Origin of the sequence: Haloechinothrix aidingensis, from assembly GCF_013450155.1 — a bacterium.
GTDB lineage: Bacteria > Actinomycetota > Actinomycetes > Mycobacteriales > Pseudonocardiaceae > Haloechinothrix > Haloechinothrix aidingensis.
Genome location: NZ_JACCKD010000008.1, coordinates 224,891 through 243,776 on the forward strand (window position 1 = coordinate 224,891; position 18,886 = coordinate 243,776).

19 protein-coding genes are annotated in these 18,886 nt (G+C 68.9%); 3 read left to right on the top strand and 16 right to left on the bottom strand.

From position 1 onward, the window contains the following. Nucleotides 1-19: 19 nt before the first annotated feature. A complete protein-coding gene (locus H0B56_RS20120) occupies nucleotides 20-802 on the bottom strand; it encodes an alpha/beta fold hydrolase (protein WP_425484554.1) in 783 nt (260 codons plus the stop codon). An 82-nt stretch (nucleotides 803-884) separates the two neighbouring features. Here H0B56_RS20120 and H0B56_RS20125 point away from each other — a divergent pair, with 82 nt between their 5' ends. Together H0B56_RS20125 and H0B56_RS20130 are read left to right on the top strand one after the other, a co-directional pair. After that, nucleotides 885-1,232, top strand: coding sequence for an antibiotic biosynthesis monooxygenase family protein (locus H0B56_RS20125; RefSeq protein ID WP_180894655.1), 348 nt, complete (start codon nucleotides 885-887; stop codon nucleotides 1,230-1,232). Between the two features lie 6 nt (nucleotides 1,233-1,238). Continuing rightward, nucleotides 1,239-2,096 carry an SIR2 family NAD-dependent protein deacylase gene (locus H0B56_RS20130; protein WP_180894656.1) on the top strand — a complete coding sequence of 286 codons (858 nt, stop codon included), beginning with the start codon at nucleotides 1,239-1,241 and terminating at the stop codon, nucleotides 2,094-2,096. Here H0B56_RS20130 and H0B56_RS20135 read toward each other — a convergent pair. The 3 genes from H0B56_RS20135 to H0B56_RS20145 all read right to left on the bottom strand — a co-directional run bounded on the left by H0B56_RS20135 (nucleotide 2,071) and on the right by H0B56_RS20145 (nucleotide 5,702). After that, nucleotides 2,071-2,250: a DUF397 domain-containing protein gene (locus H0B56_RS20135; RefSeq protein WP_089301855.1), complete on the bottom strand. Its 180-nt coding sequence runs from the start codon at nucleotides 2,248-2,250 to the stop codon at nucleotides 2,071-2,073. The genes H0B56_RS20130 and H0B56_RS20135 overlap by 26 nt on opposite strands. Next, on the bottom strand, nucleotides 2,238-2,999 hold the full coding sequence (locus H0B56_RS20140; RefSeq protein ID WP_180894657.1) for a helix-turn-helix domain-containing protein: 762 nt from the start codon (nucleotides 2,997-2,999) through the stop codon (nucleotides 2,238-2,240). Before H0B56_RS20140 ends, H0B56_RS20135 begins: the two co-directional genes overlap by 13 nt. Before the next feature lie 141 nt (nucleotides 3,000-3,140). Further along, nucleotides 3,141-5,702: an ATP-dependent Clp protease ATP-binding subunit gene (locus H0B56_RS20145; protein ID WP_180894658.1), complete on the bottom strand. Its 2,562-nt coding sequence runs from the start codon at nucleotides 5,700-5,702 to the stop codon at nucleotides 3,141-3,143. Nucleotides 5,703-6,179: 477 nt separating this feature from the next. Here H0B56_RS20145 and H0B56_RS20150 point away from each other — a divergent pair, with 477 nt between their 5' ends. Further along, a complete protein-coding gene (locus H0B56_RS20150) occupies nucleotides 6,180-7,016 on the top strand; it encodes an iron-sulfur protein (RefSeq protein WP_246361352.1) in 837 nt (278 codons plus the stop codon). Between the two features lie 138 nt (nucleotides 7,017-7,154). Here H0B56_RS20150 and H0B56_RS20155 read toward each other — a convergent pair whose 3' ends face one another. The 12 genes from H0B56_RS20155 to ftsH form a co-directional block, all read right to left on the bottom strand. After that, nucleotides 7,155-7,499, bottom strand: a complete 345-nt coding sequence (locus H0B56_RS20155; protein WP_180894659.1) for a histone-like nucleoid-structuring protein Lsr2 — start codon at nucleotides 7,497-7,499, stop codon at nucleotides 7,155-7,157. Between the two features lie 1,018 nt (nucleotides 7,500-8,517). Next, nucleotides 8,518-9,312, bottom strand: coding sequence for a type III pantothenate kinase (locus tag H0B56_RS20160; protein ID WP_180894660.1), 795 nt, complete (start codon nucleotides 9,310-9,312; stop codon nucleotides 8,518-8,520). Between the two features lie 16 nt (nucleotides 9,313-9,328). After that, nucleotides 9,329-9,775 (bottom strand): aspartate 1-decarboxylase, encoded by a 447-nt coding sequence (gene panD, locus H0B56_RS20165; RefSeq protein WP_180894661.1) that lies wholly within the window; start codon nucleotides 9,773-9,775, stop codon nucleotides 9,329-9,331. 33 nt (nucleotides 9,776-9,808) lie between these two features. Continuing rightward, complete coding sequence (panC, locus tag H0B56_RS20170; protein ID WP_180894662.1) at nucleotides 9,809-10,690, bottom strand: pantoate--beta-alanine ligase; 882 nt, start codon at nucleotides 10,688-10,690, stop codon at nucleotides 9,809-9,811. Further along, nucleotides 10,687-11,613 (bottom strand): Rossmann-like and DUF2520 domain-containing protein, encoded by a 927-nt coding sequence (locus tag H0B56_RS20175; protein WP_281373707.1) that lies wholly within the window; start codon nucleotides 11,611-11,613, stop codon nucleotides 10,687-10,689. Before H0B56_RS20175 ends, panC begins: the two co-directional genes overlap by 4 nt. A gap of 140 nt (nucleotides 11,614-11,753) precedes the next feature. Then, nucleotides 11,754-13,265 (bottom strand): DUF6779 domain-containing protein, encoded by a 1,512-nt coding sequence (locus tag H0B56_RS20180; protein WP_180894664.1) that lies wholly within the window; start codon nucleotides 13,263-13,265, stop codon nucleotides 11,754-11,756. 143 nt (nucleotides 13,266-13,408) lie between these two features. Then, nucleotides 13,409-13,870, bottom strand: coding sequence for a DUF3180 family protein (locus H0B56_RS20185; protein ID WP_180894665.1), 462 nt, complete (start codon nucleotides 13,868-13,870; stop codon nucleotides 13,409-13,411). A gap of 23 nt (nucleotides 13,871-13,893) precedes the next feature. Next, on the bottom strand, nucleotides 13,894-14,388 hold the full coding sequence (gene folK / locus H0B56_RS20190; protein ID WP_180894666.1) for a 2-amino-4-hydroxy-6-hydroxymethyldihydropteridine diphosphokinase: 495 nt from the start codon (nucleotides 14,386-14,388) through the stop codon (nucleotides 13,894-13,896). After that, nucleotides 14,385-14,795: a dihydroneopterin aldolase gene (gene folB, locus H0B56_RS20195; protein ID WP_180894667.1), complete on the bottom strand. Its 411-nt coding sequence runs from the start codon at nucleotides 14,793-14,795 to the stop codon at nucleotides 14,385-14,387. The genes folK and folB overlap by 4 nt, the downstream gene beginning before the upstream one ends. A 7-nt stretch (nucleotides 14,796-14,802) precedes the next feature. Then, complete coding sequence (gene folP / locus H0B56_RS20200; protein WP_180894668.1) at nucleotides 14,803-15,666, bottom strand: dihydropteroate synthase; 864 nt, start codon at nucleotides 15,664-15,666, stop codon at nucleotides 14,803-14,805. Then, complete coding sequence (folE, locus tag H0B56_RS20205) at nucleotides 15,663-16,385, bottom strand: GTP cyclohydrolase I FolE (RefSeq protein WP_343063973.1); 723 nt, start codon at nucleotides 16,383-16,385, stop codon at nucleotides 15,663-15,665. Before folE ends, folP begins: the two co-directional genes overlap by 4 nt. Then, complete coding sequence (gene ftsH / locus H0B56_RS20210; protein ID WP_180894669.1) at nucleotides 16,330-18,882, bottom strand: ATP-dependent zinc metalloprotease FtsH; 2,553 nt, start codon at nucleotides 18,880-18,882, stop codon at nucleotides 16,330-16,332. The genes folE and ftsH overlap by 56 nt, the downstream gene beginning before the upstream one ends. Between the last annotated feature and the right edge of the window lie 4 nt (nucleotides 18,883-18,886).

Consider the following 18,886-nt stretch of genomic DNA (forward strand, 5'->3'; position numbering starts at 1 on the left):
GGGCACCGGCAGTCCCCCGTCACGCCTGCCCCGCGCTCCCGCTGAGGGCACGGCGCACGAACGGTTCGACTGCCGCGCGGTAGGCCTCCGGCGCGTCCTCGTGCACCAGGTGCCCCGTGCCCGGCACCCGGACATGCGTGCCGCCGCCCGGCACGCGGCGCGCGAGCTCCGCCTGCTGACCCTCCGGCATCGCCGTGCGCTCCGCCTCGACGACCAGCACCGGGCAGTGAACTTTGTCGGCATATCCCCAGTACTCGCGTTCGCCCCACTCGGCGGCGATCGCGTAGAGGTCGGACAGCTCGGCGATCAGGTGGTAGCCGTCCGAACGCTCTTCCACGCACTCGGTGAAGTAGTTCCCGTAAGGCGCGAAGAACGACCGCACGTGCGCGAGCGACTCGAACGGCACCGGCCAGGACTCGAACACCGGCCGCCAGGCGTCCACCGTCCTGCCCCGCTGGTCGATCGCCATGTCCTCGACGACGACCGCGCGCACCAGCTCCGGGGACCGCGCCGCCGTCACCAGCGCGTGCAGCCCACCCATCGAGTGACCGACCACGACCGCCGGTCCGGCGTCCACCTCGCGCAGTAGCTCATCCACATCGTCGGCGAAGTCCTCTGTCGAACACGGCCCGGCTCGCGGGCTCCTGCCGTGTGCCCGCGCGTCCAGGCCCAGCACGCGGCCATGGGGCAGCAACCACTGCGCGACCTGCCACCAGGTGCGCGCGCGGCCCATCAGGCCGTGCAGCAGCAGGATGGGCGACCCGGTACCGCCGAACTCGACCAGATCGGTTCGTGCAGCCACGCGAGCAGTTTAGGGCGCGCCGCGGACGCCGAACCGGCCATCCCCGTTCCCCGGCCAACAGGCAGGGCGGCACACTGGTCACATGGCTGTCGTAAAGATCAACGCAATCGAGGTCCCCGAAGGCTCCGGTGCCGAGCTGGAACGCCGGTTCGCCGAGCGCGCCCAGACCGTCGACTCCGCTCCCGGCTTCCTCGGCTTCGAGCTGCTGCGCCCCACCGGCAACGAGCAACGGTACTTCGTCTACACCAAGTGGGAGACCGAGGAGGACTTCCAGAACTGGGCGAACGGTCCCGCGAAGGAAGCCCACGCCGGTGAGGCCCGCGAGCCTGTCGCCACGGGCGCGAGCCTTCTGGAGTTCGACGTGGTGCTGCGCAGCGAGCCCACCGACGCGGGAGGAGCCGGTTCGGCGGGCGACGCGGACGCTTCCTGAACGCCGATGGCGAACGAGTACTCCCGCGCCGCGGAGATGATCGCGGGAGCCGACGGGCTCCTCGTCTGTGCGGGCGCGGGCATGGGTGTGGACTCGGGGCTGCCCGACTTCCGGGGCAACGAGGGGTTCTGGCGGGCCTACCCGCCCTATGCCCGGCTCGGCCTCGAGTTCACCGACCTAGCCGATCCCGAGCACTTCCACACCGACCCCGAGTTCGCGTGGGGCTTCTACGGGCACCGGCTGGAGCTGTACCGCCGCACCGAGCCGCACCGTGGGTTCACTCTGCTGCGCGAGTGGGGTGAGCGCACGACCGGTGGCGTGCGGGTGTTCACCTCGAACGTCGACGGGCAGTTCCAGCGCGCGGGCTTCAGCGACGTCTGCGAGGCGCATGGATCGATCCACCACCTGCAGTGCCTCGCAGGCTGTTCCGGGAAGACGTGGCCGAGCGACGACCACGCCGTCACGGTGGATCCGGACACGATGCGCGCACGGCCGCCGCTGCCGGAGTGCCCGCGGTGTGGCTCGACGGCTCGCCCCAACATCCTGATGTTCGGCGACGGCGACTGGATCGGGGACCGCAGCCAGGAGCAGCTGAACGAGCTGCGCGCCTGGCAGCGCGAACGCCGGGCACTGGTCGTTGTGGAGCTCGGCGCGGGCTCCGCGGTACCGACAGTGCGCCGTTACGCCGAGGCGACCACCGCCACCTCCGGCGCGCTGATCCGCATCAACCCCCGCGAGCCCCGGATCCCCGGAGAGCGTGGTGTATCGATAGCCACCAGCGCCCTCGAGGCACTGGACGCGATCGACAGCCACCTGCGCGGGCAGGCCGGTGGCGAGGCTACTCCCCGCGCAGCCGGCCGGTGAAGGCGCGCCACGCGGACAACGGCACGGTCACGATGCCGCCGTCGCGTTCCTTGGTGTCGCGGACCAGCACCCGCTCGTGCTGTGCCGCCACCTCGACGCAAGCGCCCCCGTTCGAGTTCGACCGTGACGACTTGCGCCACCTCAACTCGTCCATTGCTCCGCCACTTCCCGTATCAGTTCAGCCGACTGCCTTCTCGGCAGGGCCTCGGCGCGTATCAGGTCCCATCGACGTTTCATGGCCGAGATTACATCCGGGCTGTCCAGCACGAAACCACGGGCCGGGGTGTCGACGTAGACATACTCCCGACCGTCGAGCACCGCCATGCCGAACGACCCGTCCAGATGCAGGTGGGTTCCGCAGTCGATCGGCACCACCTGCACCACGAAGGATTCGGCTATAGCCTCGATGCGCTCCAACTGCGCGCGCATCCCCTGGGGATCGGTCATCGGATAGCGCAACGCGCGCTCGTCCAGCAGTACCACCAGCTCCGGCGGCGACGGCGCCGCGCGGGTGAGGATCTGCTGGCGCTCCATACGCGCAGCGAGCTTGCTTTCGTCGCCGTTGAGCAACTCATGCGCATAGCCCTCTGCTTGCAACAGGCCCGGGACGAGAAGTAGCTCGTACCACCAGATGGCTGACGCCTCTTGCTCGATGTCGTACCAGGACCGGAACCACTCGGGCAGGCCCGCCTGGGTGAGCAGGTGATCCCTGATCCTGCCGAGCAGCCCGTCGGTGGCCAGCGCGCGGTCGGCACCCTCCGCGAAGGCCTGGCTCGGCGCCTTGTTCCCGCACTCGACCTTCTCGATCAGCGACGTCGAGAAATTGATCTCCTCGGCGAGCTTCTCCCTGCTCCAGCCGAAGCCTTCCCTGGCACGCCGGAGTTCGCTTGCGAACAGGCTCATCGCTTCCCCACCCCATCTCACGCCAGGACGCGTGCGTCCACGGATGACTCCGGAGCGTAGCCGATCCGACACCCCACGCACAGCAACGGGGCCGGTCCTTGTGGATAAGGACCGGCCCCGTGAACTACTGGTCGTGGCGGTTTACGACTCCGACTCGCCGCTGCTCTCGCTGCCACCTTCGCCACCGGTGGCCGCGACGTCCACCGGCGGGGCGTCCGGCACGTCAGCCGGCCTCGACTCCCCGCGGAAGACGAAGTAGGCGTCCTCGTGCCGCTCGGTCTCCTCGTCGAAGTTCTCCACATCCACCACGATGATCTGGCCGGACTCGATCTCCCCGAACAGAATCTTCTCGGAGAGCTGGTCCTCGATCTCGTGCTGGATCGTGCGCCGCAACGGCCGCGCACCGAGTACCGGATCGAACCCGCGCTTGGCGACGACCTTCTTGGCTCGCTCGGTCAGCTCCAGCGCCATGTCCTTCTTCTTCAACTGCGTCTCGACCCGCTCGGTCATCAGGTCGACCATCTCGATGATCTGTTCCCGCGTGAGCTGGTGGAACACGATCACGTCGTCGATACGGTTGAGGAACTCCGGCCGGAAATGCTTCTTCATTTCCTCGTTGACCTTCTGCTTCATCTTGTCGTACCGGGTTTCCTCGTCCCCACCGGAGGAGAAGCCCAGGCTCACCGACTTGGAGATGTCCTGGGTACCCAGGTTCGACGTGAAGATGAGCACGGTGTTCTTGAAATCGACGGTGCGGCCCTGGCCGTCGGTGAGCCTGCCGTCCTCGAGCACCTGCAGCAGCGTGTTGTAGATCTCCTGGTGCGCCTTCTCGATCTCGTCGAAGAGCACCACGGAGAACGGCTTGCGGCGCACCTTCTCGGTGAGCTGACCGCCCTCCTCGTAACCGACGTAGCCGGGGGGAGCACCGAACAGCCGCGACGCGGTGTAGCGGTCGTGGAACTCGCCCATGTCGATCTGGATGAGCGCGTCGTCCTCGCCGAACAGGAAGTTGGCCAGCGCCTTGGAAAGCTCCGTCTTCCCGACACCCGAAGGTCCGGCGAAGATGAACGAGCCCGAGGGGCGCTTCGGGTCCTTCAGCCCGGCGCGAGTACGCCGGATCGCCTGGGACACCGCCGCGACCGCGTCGTCCTGGCCGATGATCCGCTTGTGCAGCTCCTCCTCCATGCGGAGCAGGCGCGTGGTCTCCTCCTCGGTGAGCTTGAAGACCGGGATCCCGGTCCAGTGCGCGAGCACCTCGGCGATCTGCTCGTCGTCGACCTCGGTGACGACGTCCAGGTCACCGTCCTTCCACTGCTTCTCCCGCTCGGACTTCTGGCCGAGCAGCGTCTTCTCCTCGTCCCGCAGGGACGCGGCGCGCTCGAAGTCCTGCGCGTCGATCGCCGACTCCTTGTCCCTGCGCACATCGGCGATCTTCTCGTCGAACTCGCGCAGGTCCGGCGGAGCGGTCATCCTGCGGATACGCATCCGCGCACCCGCCTCGTCGATCAGGTCGATCGCCTTGTCCGGCAGGTACCGGTCGTTGATGTAGCGATCCGCCAGCGTCGAGGCCGCGACCAGCGCGGAGTCGGTGATCGACACCCTGTGGTGGGCCTCGTACCGGTCCCGCAGCCCCTTCAGGATCTCGATGGTGTGCTCCAGCGAGGGCTCACCGACCTGGATGGGCTGGAAGCGGCGCTCCAGCGCGGCGTCCTTCTCGACGTGCTTCTTGTACTCCTCGAGCGTGGTCGCGCCGATCGTCTGCAGCTCACCGCGCGCCAGCATCGGCTTGAGGATGCTCGCCGCGTCGATCGCGCCCTCCGCCGCACCGGCGCCGACAAGGGTGTGCAGCTCGTCGATGAACAGGATGATGTCCCCGCGAGTCTTGATCTCCTTGAGCACCTTCTTCAGGCGCTCTTCGAAGTCACCGCGGTAGCGCGAGCCCGCGACGAGCGAACCAAGGTCGAGGGTGTAGAGCTGCTTCTCCTTGAGCGTCTCCGGCACCTCGCCCTTGACGATCGACTGGGCGAGGCCCTCGACGACGGCCGTCTTGCCGACACCGGCCTCACCGACCAGCACCGGGTTGTTCTTGGTCCGGCGGGACAGCACCTGCATGACCCGCTCGATCTCGCTGTTGCGGCCGATGACCGGGTCCAGCTTGCCTTCCCGGGCGGACTGGGTCAGGTTGCGGCCGAACTGGTCGAGCACCAGCGAGGAGGACGGCGTCCCCTCACCACGGCCGGCACCCGCCTCGGCGGGCTCCTTGCCCTGGTAGCCGGACAGTAGCTGCAACACCTGCTGGCGGACCCGGTTGAGGTCGGCGCCCAGCTTCACCAGTACCTGCGCGGCGACACCCTCGCCCTCGCGGATCAGCCCGAGCAGGATGTGCTCGGTGCCGATGTAGTTGTGGCCGAGCTGCAACGCCTCGCGCAGGGACAGCTCCAGTACCTTCTTGGCACGCGGTGTGAACGGGATGTGCCCGCTCGGCGCCTGCTGACCCTGCCCGATGATCTCTTCGACCTGCTGGCGTACACCCTCGAGCGCGATCCCCAAGGACTCGAGCGCCTTGGCAGCGACACCTTCACCCTCGTGGATCAGACCCAGAAGGATGTGCTCGGTGCCGATGTAGTTGTGGTTGAGCATCCTGGCTTCTTCCTGGGCCAGGACAACCACCCGCCTCGCGCGGTCGGTGAACCTCTCGAACATTCCCACTCCCTCGACTGCTGCGTCGGCGGTGATGATGTCATCGTGCTCGGCGGGCTGCCCAGCGCGACTTATTCAGCACCGTAAGACCACTGTAGTAGCCATCCCCTGCCGGTTGGGTAACCACTACGAGGCTTTCCACCCGGGAAGCCCGCTAACGGCTTTCCCCGGGTCATTACGTCAGTCCACCACGTCGCCGCCGGCAGCGCACCCGCACGATGACATCCGGGTGGAGTCACCAGATCCGCTGGTCACACTCGGCACAACGCGCGTGACCGTCGCGAGGGTTCCCGTACCGACCCCGTGTCCGCTCAGCGCGAACGGCCCTCCGGCCGGGTGAGTCGCACCGGCAGTATCAGCCATCAAGCGGAGCGCTTAACCCGACGTGACGAATGACATCCCCACGACCCGACTCCAGCACGTTAAAGTTAGGCACACCTAAGCACTCGAATGGACGCCGGAAGGGCAGTGGAGGTGGTCATGCCTGCACCGTTGCCGGTCAGTCGTGCCGCACGGGACCTTCCGGAGTCGATCTCCCGAGTCAACCAGCGTCAAGAGCTCGTGCACATCACGCTGGACACGCCGTCGCCGGGCCGCCGAGGGCAGCGGGAATGGCAGCACTGTGCCGACCTGCTCGCCCATCCGGACGGGCTGGCCACGTGGCGTGCGGTCGCGGCGGAGTGGCTACGTGCCGAGTACGGCGAGGCCCCGCACCAGACGGTGGCCGCGGGCGTGCGCTCCTGGTACCTCCAGGTGCCCGCGTACCTCGCCACGCTGCTGTTCCATCACGAGCGCCGCGTTCCCTCGCTCCGGCCGGAGGACCTGTCATTCCGGATCGCGGCGCGCGGTAAGCCGGAACCGGCCGAGATCGCCGTGGCGAACCCGGCCTTCGCCTGCCTGCCGGACGACCCGGCCGCGGGCGCGAGCGAGGCATTCGTCGTCGACTCCGAGGACCGGCTCGTCCAGCTGCTGCGCGCCCGCTACACGGCGCACGCCGCGCGGTTCGTGCGCGCCTACCAGCCAACCGTGCGATTCGGCGCCCGTAACCTCTGGGGAGCTGTCACCGACGCGCTCGACGTCGGCATGTGGCGAGCGGGCAAGCAGAACGGTGACGAAGGGGCCGGGGTAACGGACGCCGGGTTGCTGCTCCGAGACTGTTCCGCCCCGTTCACCTCGGCGTCGACCCTGCATCCGGCCACCGACGAGCACGGCGATCCCTGTTGGACACGCCGCAAGGAGTCGTGCTGCTTTCACTACATGCTCAACGAGGGCAAAGGTCCCTGCCGGACCTGTCCCCGTGTCATCCCCCCGCTGTAGCTCGCCGGTTCCGGAGGGCTGTTCGCACGTCGCCGGGCGCGACCCGGCAGTTGTGCCGGCCGTTCACGATCCGCACACCCGCGGCCTGCGCCCGGCGAGTTGCGAATAGCCCTCCGGCACTCCCGGGAGGGGGAAGTGTCACTTCCGCTTGTGGTACGCGTCCACGACCTCGCTGGGAATGCGCCCGCGGTCCGAGACGGTATATCCGTTCTTCCTCGCCCATGCCCGAATCGCCTGGTTCTGTTCCCTATCCACCGACGCGGAACGGTTCGAGCTACCGCTGCTCTTTGTTCCCGCCTTCTTCCGGCCACCAGAACGCCGGGCATGCTCGATGTATTGCGCCAGGGCGTCGCGCAGCTCCTCGGCATTCTCACCCGACAAGTCGATCTGGTAGGTTACACCGTCCAAACCGAACTCGACGGTCTCTTCAGCCTCGCCACCATCCAAATCATCGATGAGTGACACGAGCACCTTCTGGGCCATTCGTTCCCTCCAGCCTAGGAATGATCAGAACCTTCGTGTATGCACGTGCGACCTCACCAACGGCAGTGGCAACAGCACGGCAACACATTAATACTCTAATTCCATGCTAAACGCAAACCGACAGCGGGTCCGACAACTTCGCTTCGCCATTCGCCCGCACCCTGCTCCGTTTCCTGTCACGAGGTTTCAACCCCCGGATCCACGACCCGCCTCCGCATTCACATGTCGGGCCATTCACCGCAATCGGCTCACCACACGTCACCGGCCACCCGCGGAAGCCGACCACGAACGTCCCTCCGGGAGGCCCCGTTCGCCGGCTCGTGAATAGCTCTCGGGTAGGCCCGTTCAATACCGATACATTCACTGCGTGCCGTATCCCGGCCCCGAACGTGACGCCGACGGATTGTCCGCCGACGGCCACCGTGACGCCCGGGCCACGAACCACACCACGCATGCCACGCCGTGAGGTCGTTCCGGTGGCTCGCCGGATTGTGAATATCCTCCGGCCCGCCCGGCCAACAGATCATACGAGCCGGAAAGAAAGCGGAACGCGCGGGTCGGATACCGCCTGCGCCACCGCACACGACCACCCGGCCCCAGAACGCGTCCGGCTATTCACGAGCAGGCAGGGGAGCTCACCCGTGCGGAATCTACGACACGGAGCCGGGCCGTCGAAGGCGGCCGGCGACACGTCGGAGAGCCGCTGCGGGCGACAACCGATCCCGCACCGGCACCCCGGCAAGAATATCGCGATACGTGAACAATGCGGGATCTATTCGCATCAATCCGCCGGTGCGGCGCCCGTCGGGGAACTCGAGTGCCGATACCGGACGCATTCCTCGATCTCTGCCGTGACCGGTATCCGGTAAAGCGGCACAGGCCGGCCGGGCAGGGGCGAGCTTACCGGTTCGCGATTGATCCTCGTCGTGGCCAGGAAGCGGTGTTACCTGTCGATACTGATCGGCGGCACGTGACGCTGCCGGTCAGGACACACTCTTACACGATTCCTGAACGGTATTCACCGCACGTTGCGCTCGTAGGTCAGCCGCAGCCCCGCCATCGTCAGATCCGGCCGGTGCTCGGTGACCGTGCCGCACTCACCGATCATCAGGGGGGCGAGCCCGCCGGTGGCGATCACCCCGATGTCGTCCGCGTGGAACTGCGTATCCGCGCACAACTCTTGCTGGAAACGGCGCACCAGTCCGTCCACCTGCCCGGCGAACCCGTACAGGATCCCCGACTGCAAGCACTCCACCGTGGTCTTGCCGATGACCGAACGCGGCGACACCAACTCCACCGCGCGCAGTGCCGACGCCCGGGAAGCAAGGGCATCGAGTGAGATCTCCACACCCGGCGCGAACGCGCCTCCCAGGAACTCACCCCGCCCGGAAACGGCGTCGACGACCGTAGAGGTCCCGAAGTCCACGACGACGCACGGCCCGCCGTACAGCTCGTGCGCCGCGACCGCGTTGGCGATCCGGTCGGGGCCGACCTCCTTGGGGTTGTCGACGCGCAACGGCAACCCGGTCCGCACACCCGGCTCGATGATCACTGTTGGTACCAGCTCGTAGTACCGCGCGAACATCACCCGCAGCTCCCGCAGTACCGGAGGCACCGTGGACAGCGCACAGATGCCGGTCACCGTGTCGGCCTCCTCCGCGAGCATGCCCCGCACGGACAGCGCGAGCTCGTCCGCGGTCAGCCGGGTGTCGGTACGCATACGCCAGTCACTGACCAGCTCCGCGGATGCTCCCCTGCCGCTGTACAGGCCTATGACGATGTTGGTGTTACCGACATCCACGGTAAGCAGCATGGTTACCGGGCCATGCCTAGCTGTGCGCGTACACCGCGGCGCCCGGCCGCGTGATCGGTGTGGACCCGCTGACCAGGCCGGACCCCTCCGGCGCGTGCCCGGGGTCACCACCGGTGTGCTCGATGCGGTTGTCGCCGTCGACGAACAGCACCCTCGGCTGGTAGGCGACCGCTTCGGCGTCGTCCATCTGCCCGTAGGAGATCAGGATGACCAGGTCGCCAGGGTGGACCAGGTGAGCGGCCGCGCCGTTGATCCCGAGGACCCCGCTGTCGGCCTCGCCGGGGATGACGTAGGTCTCCAGGCGCGCTCCGTTGGTGATGTCCACGATCGTGACCTGCTCGCCGGGCAGCAGGTCGGCCGCGCGCATCAGTGTCTCGTCCACGGTGACGGAACCGACGTAGTGCAGGTCGGCCTGCGTGACGGTCGCACGGTGGATCTTGGACTTCAGCATGGTGCGGTACATGGTGGGAACTCCTGGATACGGGTGCCTGGGGCGTCAGATCGGGTCACCGATTACGAGTCCTGCGTTGTCGATCAGCCGGGTGCCACCCACCCGGGCGGCGATCAGCAGCCGTGCCTCTCCCTCGTCCGGCGCGGGCCCCAGCTCGGGGTCCCGCAGTGCGAGGTAGTCCACGGCCACCTCGGGTTGCGCGGCCAGCGTCTCGCGGGCCGCCTCGTACACCGCTTCCGGGCCCTGTTGGCCCGCGTGCGCTCCTGCGGTGAGGGCCGCTGACAGCACGACGGCCTGCTCCCGCTGCTCGTCGGTGAGGTAGCGGTTGCGTGACGACAGCGCGAGCCCGTCACGTTCGCGCACCGTGGGGACACCGATCACCGACGGCTCCATGTTGAGGTCGCGCGCCATCCGCTTGAGCAGCACAAGTTGCTGGTAGTCCTTCTCCCCGAACAGCGCGTAGTGCGGGCGCACGATGTTGAACAGCTTCGCGACCACGGTCAGCACCCCGGCGAAATGCCCCGGCCGGTGCGCGCCTTCCAACTCGTCACCGAGGGGTCCCGGGTGCACGGTCACCGCGGCGTCGCTGTCGTAGAGCTCGCTCACATCCGGGGTGAACACCAGCTCCACCCCGGCTCGCTCCAGTGCCTCCAGGTCGGCCTCACGCGACCTGGGGTAGGCCTCGTAGTCCTCGCCGGGGCCGAACTGCAGCGGGTTGACGAAGATCGAGGCGGCGACAACGGTGTTGGGGATCCGCTTCGCCCTGCGCACGATCTCCAGATGTCCCTCGTGCAACGCGCCCATCGTCGGGACGAAAGCGATCTTGCTCCCGACCCGCCGCAGGGCGTTACTCGTGCGGGTCACGTCCTCCGCGCGCGCCAGCACGTTCAGCTGGTCCCGGGTGAACCGGGCCTGGCTCACGGTCATTGCTTGCCCCCTAATGCTGTGTCGATGTCGGCGGCGGCGTCCTCGGCGAGCAGCCCGGTCTCGCGGGCCCGCACCGCCGTCCGGTGTGCGAGCGTCGTGTAGCTGTCGACGATCTCGGGGGCGTGCTGGGACAGCACATCGAGGTGCGCGCGCACCGTGCCGGAGTCGCCCCTGGCAACGGGACCGGTCAGTGCCCGGTCCCCGTGCCGGAGCACGTTGTCCAGAGATGCGGACAGCAACGGCCCCACCAGTCGTTCGGGCTGGGTGACCCCGGCACCACGAAGCTGGTCGAGACAGTCGGCGATGAGCGTGATGAGGTGGTTGGCGCCGTGCGTCAGCGCGGCGTGGTAGAGCGGTCGCGCGGCCTCGGGGAGACGTACCGGCTCGGCCCCCATCTCCACGGCGAGCGCCTCGCCGACCGGCCACGCGGCCTCGTCGTCCGCCGCCGCTGTGACACCGATGCAGCAGGACGCCAGCCGCTGCACGTCTTCCGATCGGCCGGTGAACGTCATCGCGGGGTGCAGGGCGAGACACAGCGCGCCGGCCTCGGCGGCCGGGTCGAGCACATCCACACCGTGCGCACCCGAGGTGTGTACGACGATCTGACCGGAACGCAGCGCCCCGGCGGCGACCAGTCCCCGTACCGTTCCGGGCAGCACGTCATCGGGGATGGCAAGCAACACGAGATCGCTGCGCCGCGCGACCTCGTCCGGGCGCGCGATCTCCGCTCCCGGCAGGAGCTCCTCACAGCGGCGAACCGACGCGTCCGACACGGCTGACGCGGCGATGACGGTGTGACCTGCGGCGGCGAGTGTCGCGCCGAGCACGCTTCCTACCCTGCCGGCCGAGACGATGCCGACCGAGAGCCGTGCGGGCCGGTTCATGTACATAGCTCCTTCGCTCGTTCCAGTCCCGCTCCACAGCAGGCTCTCCCGCGCAACTGGTTCGGAGCCGTTCCGGGTACCGGACGATTAGCGCGAGAGTAGCTGACACGCCGACGTGCGCGCCTACTCTAGGTGACCAGCTTCACGTGACGGGCACGCAGGTCGTACCGGGCCCGCGGTCATTCCCTGCGTCTACGCCTACGGGGTTCGACGCCGCCGCCGTAGGAGGCCAGCAGCTCGCCGACCGGCCGGCCCTCCGCGTGCGATCCGGCGTCATCCGGCTCCTCGGCCTCGTGCGCACCGCGCCCTCGCTGGCCGTCCCCTGCCCGCCGTTCATCGCCCGCCCGGCCGTCACCTGCGACCTGGTCGTGCCGGGAGCGCCTGCCGTCCTCGGGAGGACGCTCGTGCCGGGAGTGCCGCTCGTGGCCCTGCCGGTCATGCTGACCGGCAGGAACCGCGCTGTGCGCACCGTGCGCGCCGTTGCGCCCGTGCCTCGGGGGGTCGCCGTCGTCGGCGCCCCACTGCTGCCAGGTCCGTGGCTCGTGCCCGGCGGCGTGCGCGCCGTGGCCCGGTGCGTGACGACCGGGCGAACGCACTGTCGGACCGGAATCCGGGTATCCGTTCGGCTGGCCCGGTGTGTGGCCCGGTGGCTGGCCCCGTGACTGGCCCGGCGGCTGGCCCCGTGCGTGGGTCGGTCCGTGACCGGGGGGAGGCGTGAACCACGAGGAGGCACCTCCGCCGGAAGCGCCGCTCGTGGCAGGCGGCTCCTCTGGATGCGCGTGGTGGCTGCCCCGTCGCGGGGCGAGGTCCTGCGGCTCGGCGGCGCTGTGGCTGTTGCTGTGCGCGGCGGCCGCCGCAGCGCCCCCGTCCCGTGCCCTGTGCCCGTTGTAGGAGGCCTCATGGCCGTTGTACGGGGCACCGGGGAAGTCACCTGCCGCGCCGTTCGAGGAGCCGCCGTGCGCGGCGTCGCCGTACTCGATCACCCGCGCGAAAGTCTCGGTGGACGCCTCCTGAGGCTGCCCCCGACGCCCCCCGTTCGGGTAACCGGCACCCGCGGGTGCCGGGTTTCGCTGCCGAGCGCCATCGGGGTCGCTGTCCGCGCCCGCACCGTCACGGTACGCCGCACCGTGGCGAGCACCGTCCATGTTGTTCGCCAGCGCCTCGAGCCCGAGCTCGTCGTACGCGCCCATGCCACCCTGCTCGAGGTACCGCACCTCGTCCCCGCCGGCACGCATCCGGGTGGCCTGCGCCGTCAGCGCGATCCGCTCGTACAGCACCTCGCCGTCGAGCAACTGGCGTAACGTCTGCTGCAACGCCTCGACCTCGGAGCGCAGCCGGTCCAGCTCCGCGCGCGACGCGTCCTCGAGCTCCTTGCGCTTGGCGAGCTCGAACTCGAGCTCGTGCTGCTTGCGCGCGGTCACCTCGCGCTCCAGCTCCTGCTCGTAGACCTCCTGCGCCCGTTCGACCGACTCCTGGGCCTGCTCGGCTGCCACCTCGGCCTGCGCGGCATGCGTGCGGAAACGCGCCGCGAGCACGCCGGCGAGCAGCGCGGCCCACAACGCGGCGAGCAGCCCCAGGCGAAGTGCACGATCGTCCGACGTCAGCAGCAGCACGCAGATCGCCCCGGCGGCCAGCACCACGCTCGCGATGAGCGTCAACGTGCCCGCGCGGCCGCCGGATGCAACCTTCATAGCCGTGAGCCTACCTGTTAGTGACGAGACCGATACCAACTCGGTACTTTCGTTGTCGTCTCCTACGAGGTATCCACGCCGAACTTGTCATCGAACGGTGCGTGAAACGGTATCCGCCCGGCCCGCGTCCGCACGGCGCGACACTACTCCGTGGACCGGTCACGCCGCTGCTCGTCGTCCGGCTCGGGCGAACGGCAGCTGTACTCCAACCACAACGCGGCCCCGATCAGGCAAGCAGCGCAGATCACACCGACCACCGCGCTCGGCACATCCTCGGCCGCCGCGTGCACCGTGCTCGACCTGGGGGTCAGGTACAGCAACGCGCCGAGCCAGCCACCGAGCATGAGCGCGCCGAGCAGTGAGGACGCCTTGGCCAGGATGACGAACCTGGCGATGAGCAGTCCGGCGTAGACACGCCCCTCCCTGATCCTTCCCCGTGCTGAGACGGCGAACCCGAGCTCGACCAGCGCGAGGACCAGCAACGTGACGCCCGCCAGGGTCGGTAGCTCCGGCATCGCCCGGTACGCGTTGTCGAACAGCACGTATCCCACGCCGAGCCCGATCAGGCCCGCGAGTGCCAGGTCTCTCGCCCGAGTGAAGTGCACCCGGCCAGCGTATCGGGCACGCCCTACGCCAGGCGCAGGTCATCCCGCAGCCGCACACCGGCACGCTCCTCCGCGGGCAGCTCCGCGAGCAGCCCGGCGACCGACCCCCGGCCGGGCAGCCAGGCCGCCTGCTCGATCTCCAGCCACGGGACCAGCACCGTTGCGCGGGAGGCGGTCCCCGGGTGTGGCAGCAGCAGGCGGGGGTCCTCGGAACGCACCTCGCCGACCACGACGACGTCGACATCCAGGGTTCGCGGGCCCCATCGCTGCTCCCGCACCCGGTCGGCGGCCTCCTCGAGCTCCTGGGCGCGGCGCAACCAGTCCCACTCGTCACGGCCGGGATCATCCACAACGCACACGGCATTGAGGAAGTCCGGCTGATCGGACACACCCCACGGCCGTGTCTCGTACACCGACGACACGGCGACCAGCGCGTCCCGTAGCCCGTCGACGGCGAGCTGGAGATACCCCAACCGGTCTCCGAGGTTCGACCCCAGCGAGAGCACGGTCCTGCTCACGAGACGCGCTCCCGGCTGACCGTGACAGCGACGTCCCCGAACGGAACCTGGATCGGGGCCGACGGCTTGTGCACCGTCACCTCGACCCCCCACAGGCGAGGGTCGTCGGCCAGGTCATCGGCGATCCGTCCGGCCAGGGCCTCGATCAGGTCGCACGGCTCGCCGCCCACGATCTCGACAACCCTGTTGGCCAGCGCGCCGTAGTCGAGGGTGTCCTCCAGCCGATCGCTACGCTGCGCCTCGGCCAGGTCGGCGCGCAGCCGCAGGTCCACAACGAACTCCTGCCCCTGCCGCCGCTCCGAGTCGAATACCCCGTGCCTGCCGAAGGCCCTGATGCCGGTCAGGTCGATCCGGTCATGCGGTTCACGCACGACCGCCCGGCCCGCACCGTCCCGATTCGGCTCCATCGATGCCTCACGCACCACCGCGAGCCCACGCGGCCGACACCGAGACGGCGTCGAACGACGCACCGACCTCGTGCACCCGAACCCCCCACACGCCTGCGGCCGCAGCCAGGGCGGACACCGCTGCCGTGGCTACCTCCCTGCCGTCGGGCTCACGCGGGTTGCCGTCGGCGTCCGGCAGCAACGCACCGAGGAACCGTTTGCGCGACGCCCCGATCAGCACCGGGAATCCCAGCCCGAGCAGCGTATCGAGGTGATGCAGCAACGCCCAGTTGTGCTCGGCGCGCTTGGCGAAACCCAGCCCCGGGTCCAGTACGATCTCCTCCGGCGCGACGCCCGCGGCGACCACCGCGTCCACCTGTCGCGACAGCTCGGTACGTACCTGCTCGACCACATCGGTGTAGGTCGCCAGCGAGTCCATCTCCCTGCTGTGCCCGCGCCAGTGCATCAGCACGAACGGCACCCGCGCCGCGGCGGCGACCTTGGCCATGTTCGGATCGGCCAACCCCCCGGAGACGTCGTTGATGACGTGCGCACCCGCGTCCAGCGCGGCCTCGGCGACCTCGGCGCGAGTGGTGTCGATCGACAGCTCGAACCCGTCCGCGGCGAGGGCCTTGATCACCGGGAGGACGCGCTCGATCTCCACCTCGGCTGCGACCCGGTCCGCTCCCGGCCGGGTGGACTCCCCGCCGACGTCGATGAGGTCCGCGCCGCGCGCGGTCATCTCGTGCGCGTGGCGCAGCGCGTCATCGACATGGAAGTACTGTCCGCCGTCGGAGAACGAGTCCGGGGTGACGTTGAGAACCCCGACCACGCTGCACCTGCCGGCGTGCCGCGGTACTCCGGTGCCGGGGGTGAACCGCAGTGCACTCATCGGATTCGTCCCTTGAGCAGATCCAGCGCCTCCGCCCGGGACGACGCCGACGACTTCAGCAGACCACGCACAGCCGACGTCGTGGTCCTGGCGCCCGGCTTGCGGATCCCGCGCATGGCCATGCACAGGTGCTCGGCCTCGACGACCACGATCACGCCGCGCGGCTGCAACCTGCGTTCCACAGCGTCCGCGACCTGCGACGTCAGCCGCTCCTGCACCTGCGGCCGCCGCGCGTAGAGGTCGACGAGCCTTGCCAGTTTGGACAACCCGGTGACCCTGCCGTGCTCGTCGGGGATGTAACCGACGTGCGCCACACCGTGGAACGGCACGAGGTGGTGCTCGCAGGTGCTGAACATCGGGATGTCGGTGATGAGAACCAGCTCCTCGTGGCTCTCGTCGAAGGTGCGGTCGATGACCGCGGCCGGGTCGGTGTGCAACCCGGCGAAGAGCTCCCGGTAAGCGCGTGCGACCCGGGCGGGCGTCTCCTGCAGACCCTCCCGGTCCGGGTCCTCACCGCAGGCGATGAGCAGCTCCCGGACAGCCTTCTCCGCGCGGGCCGCGTCGAACACGCCTGCCGCGCCGGTCTCGCCGAGCACGTCGGCCCCGTCCAGCTCGCCGTCGCGACCGAACTCACCGTCGCTCGCGACATAGGGGCCGAACTCGTCACCCTCGATGTTGCCCATCCTGCCCGTCGGCGTTCCGTCGATGCTTCCCGTCACCTGGCTGTCCATCTCCGTACTGCCCGGCCTGTGGCCACCCGCCGTCGCCGTCCGGTGCCTGGGGTTGCTCGCCCCCGAGCTGCCCGCGCTCGCTACCGACGGGTCCTTCCGACCCCGGCGCCGCACCCGGTCCCGGTGCAGCACCCGGTCCCGGTGCTCCCGGACCCTGCGAGCCGGGCCCATACTGCCGGTTGCGGCCGCTCGGGCTGGTAGCCGGCTTCCACCCGGGCGGCGCGCCGTAGTTCGGCGGGCCGTACGGGTTGCCCTGCCGCGCCGAGCCCTCCGGCTGCTGCCCGTAACCACGGTACCCCTGTCCACCGTTCGGCCCCGTTCCGTACCGGGGGTCGCGCTGCTGGGGCTCGCCCGGCCACGGCTCGCGCTGCGCACCGTGCCGGGTGTCCGTGCCCGTCCCGTTCGGCCCCGCCGGCCGGTATGCATACGGGTTGGCAGGGGCAGCGGACGGCTCCTGCTCGGCCTGCCCGCTCGGTTCCTGCGTCTCTCCGGCCGCCTGCCCCGCCGGAGCGTTGCTCGCAGGCTCAGTTCGCGGCTGCTCCGGTGGTGGCCACGGCTCACCCCGCTCGGCAGCGACCTCGGCAGGCGTCTTGATGGGCGGCTTCTCCGAGGGCTTGCGGCTGCCGAACTCGTTGAACACCGTGATGCGCGGCCGCTTGGAGACCTTGGCGAAGATGCGCTCCAGGTCGGGACGCTGCAGCGTCTCCTTGCGCAGCACTTCGTAGACGAGGTCGTCGAGTACGTCGCGGTAGTTGGACAGTACCTCCCACGCCTCGGTGTGCGCGGTCTCGATCAGCTTGCGCACTTCCTCGTCGATCTCGTGGGCGACCTCGAGCGAGTAGTCAGCCTCCTTGCCCGCCGAACGCCCCAGGAACGGGTCGCCCTGCTCGTGGCCGTACTTGACAGCGCCGAGCCGGGCGCTCATGCCGTACTCCTTGACCATCGCCTTGGCGATCTTGGTCGCCTGCTCGATGTCCGAGGAAGCCCCCGTGGTGGGCTCGTGGAACACCAGCTCCTCGGCGGTGCGCCCACCCATCGCGAAGACCAGCCTGCCGATCATCTCCGAGCGGGTCATCAGGTCCTTGTCGTCCTCCGGCACGAGCAACGCATGCCCGCCGGTACGACCGCGCGGCAGGATGGTCAGCTTGTACACCGGTTCGATATCCGGCATCGCCCACGCGGCCAGCGCGTGCCCACCCTCGTGATAGGCGGTGATCTTCTTTTCCTTCTCGGAGATCACCTTGCCCTTGCGTGCGGGACCGCCGATGACCCGGTCCACGGATTCCTCGAGCGCGTACTCGTCGATCTCGGTCCGGTGCAGGCGCGCGGTCAGCAGCGCCGCTTCGTTGAGCACGTTCTCCAGGTCGGCGCCCGACATGCCTGCCGTCCGCTTGGCGAGGCCGTCCAGGCTGGCGTCCGGTGCCAGCGGCTTGCTCTTCGCGTGCACCTCCAGGATGGCCTTCCTGCCGCGCAGATCGGGCGCTTGTACCGGGATCTGCCTGTCGAACCGGCCGGGACGCAGCAGGGCCGGATCGAGGATGTCCGGGCGGTTGGTGGCGGCGATGAGGATGATCCCGCCCTTGGAGTCGAACCCGTCCATCTCGACGAGCAGCTGGTTCAGGGTCTGCTCCCGCTCGTCGTGGCCGCCACCGAGGCCGGCACCGCGCTGCCTGCCGACCGCGTCGATCTCGTCGACGAAGATGATGCACGGCGCGTTCTGCTTGGCCTGCTCGAACAGGTCGCGCACCCGGGAGGCGCCAACACCGACGAACATCTCCACGAAGTCGGAGCCGGAGATGGTGTAGAACGGCACCCCGGCCTCACCGGCGACCGCGCGGGCCAGCAGCGTCTTGCCGGTACCGGGCGGGCCGTAGAGCAGCACGCCCTTCGGGATCTTGGCCCCGAGCTCCTGGTAGCGCGCCGGGCTCTGCAGGAAGTCCTTGATCTCGTGCAGCTCCTCGACCGCCTCGTCGGCACCGGCGACGTCGGTGAACAAGCTGGTCGGCATGTCCTTCGTGAGCTGCTTCGCCTTGGACTTGCCGAAGTTGAGGACCTTGCTCCCGCCGCCCTGCGCGTTGTTCATGACCCAGAACAGCAGCAACAGCAGCAGTGCCAGCGGGATCATGTAGATCAGCATCTGGCCCAGCAACGAGCTCTGCGAGACCGACGTCTCGACTTCCACGCCCTGCCCGAGCAGGTCGTTGTAGATGTCCTGGGACACCCGCTCCGGGTACTGGGTGATGACCTGGCTGGTCGACTCCCCCTCGACCTCGATCGACTCGTCGAGGTCGAGCAGCAGCTGCTGCTCCTTGTCCTCGATCTCGGCCGAGCCGATGTTGTCCGCCGAGATCTGCTGCATGGCCTGCGACGTCGAAACCTCGGTGTAGCCGCGGTGATCGTCGAGGAGCGTGGAGAACAGGAAGTACAGACCCACAGCCAGGGCGATCCACACCAGTGGGTTCTTGAGGAGCCGCTTTCGGTCCATGCTG

Coding starts and splice junctions, on each gene's coding strand:
- H0B56_RS20145 (WP_180894658.1), bottom strand. CDS start 5,702: ATGTTCGAGAGGTTCACCGACCGCGCGAGGCGGGTGGTTGTCCTGGCC.
- H0B56_RS20150 (WP_246361352.1), top strand. CDS start 6,180: ATGCCTGCACCGTTGCCGGTCAGTCGTGCCGCACGGGACCTTCCGGAG.
- panD (WP_180894661.1), bottom strand. CDS start 9,775: ATGTACCGCACCATGCTGAAGTCCAAGATCCACCGTGCGACCGTCACG.
- folB (WP_180894667.1), bottom strand. CDS start 14,795: ATGGAGCCGAATCGGGACGGTGCGGGCCGGGCGGTCGTGCGTGAACCG.
- folP (WP_180894668.1), bottom strand. CDS start 15,666: ATGAGTGCACTGCGGTTCACCCCCGGCACCGGAGTACCGCGGCACGCC.
- H0B56_RS20180 (WP_180894664.1), bottom strand. CDS start 13,265: ATGAAGGTTGCATCCGGCGGCCGCGCGGGCACGTTGACGCTCATCGCG.
- ftsH (WP_180894669.1), bottom strand. CDS start 18,882: ATGGACCGAAAGCGGCTCCTCAAGAACCCACTGGTGTGGATCGCCCTG.
- H0B56_RS20135 (WP_089301855.1), bottom strand. CDS start 2,250: ATGGACGAGTTGAGGTGGCGCAAGTCGTCACGGTCGAACTCGAACGGG.
- H0B56_RS20130 (WP_180894656.1), top strand. CDS start 1,239: ATGGCGAACGAGTACTCCCGCGCCGCGGAGATGATCGCGGGAGCCGAC.
- H0B56_RS20160 (WP_180894660.1), bottom strand. CDS start 9,312: ATGCTGCTTACCGTGGATGTCGGTAACACCAACATCGTCATAGGCCTG.
- H0B56_RS20125 (WP_180894655.1), top strand. CDS start 885: ATGGCTGTCGTAAAGATCAACGCAATCGAGGTCCCCGAAGGCTCCGGT.
- H0B56_RS20155 (WP_180894659.1), bottom strand. CDS start 7,499: ATGGCCCAGAAGGTGCTCGTGTCACTCATCGATGATTTGGATGGTGGC.
- panC (WP_180894662.1), bottom strand. CDS start 10,690: ATGACCGTGAGCCAGGCCCGGTTCACCCGGGACCAGCTGAACGTGCTG.
- H0B56_RS20140 (WP_180894657.1), bottom strand. CDS start 2,999: ATGAGCCTGTTCGCAAGCGAACTCCGGCGTGCCAGGGAAGGCTTCGGC.